This window comes from Achromobacter sp. Marseille-Q0513 (genome assembly GCF_018195695.1).
Taxonomy (GTDB): domain Bacteria; phylum Pseudomonadota; class Gammaproteobacteria; order Burkholderiales; family Burkholderiaceae_B; genus Achromobacter.
This window is the reverse complement of record NZ_JAGTJY010000518.1, coordinates 1-462: the sequence shown is the minus strand read 5'-3', so window position 1 is coordinate 462 and position 462 is coordinate 1. Positions and strand designations below refer to the sequence as shown.

Annotated in this window: 1 protein-coding gene; it reads left to right on the top strand. The window is 52.2% G+C overall.

What is annotated here, in order from left to right; all coding sequences use genetic code 11:
• The first annotated feature begins 120 nt into the window (after positions 1-120).
• On the top strand, positions 121-330 hold the full coding sequence (locus KDH83_RS31565; RefSeq protein ID WP_212323115.1) for a type II toxin-antitoxin system VapB family antitoxin: 210 nt from the start codon (positions 121-123) through the stop codon (positions 328-330).
• The last annotated feature ends 132 nt before the right edge of the window (positions 331-462 follow it).

Sequence of the window (462 nt, the reverse complement as noted above, 5' to 3'; positions counted from 1 at the left end):
TGGTAATGCAGTCCTAAAATCCCGGCCAATTCGCGCCGGGATTTTTTTCGAATGCTAGAATCAAAAATAGCATCATTTGATGCTTCTTTGTATTCACTACTTTTCCGAGGGGGGACAGGTATGCGCACCACCGTAACCCTGGATGACGACCTGCTCGAATTGGCTCGCACCTATACGGGAATTCAGGAAACGTCTGCGCTCATGCAGCGAGCATTGACGCAGCTTGTCCAAAGGGAGGCAGCCAAGCGCCTGGCAAAACTGGGCGGTAGTTCGCCCAAATTGAAAACCATTCCGCGTCGACAATCGGAAGCTAGCGATGATCTTGGTTGATACCTCAATCTGGATAGATCATCTGGCCGAAGGCGAGTCGCGATTGGCGCGTTTGCTGGAAGACGAGAGTGTCTTGATGCATCCGTTCATCATGGGCGAATTGACGCTTGGTTCGCTTGGACGGCGCGACCT

Bases quoted from the DNA above. Each gene is read 5' to 3' on its own strand.
- KDH83_RS31565 (WP_212323115.1), top strand. From the start codon at position 121: ATGCGCACCACCGTAACCCTGGATGACGACCTGCTCGAATTGGCTCGC.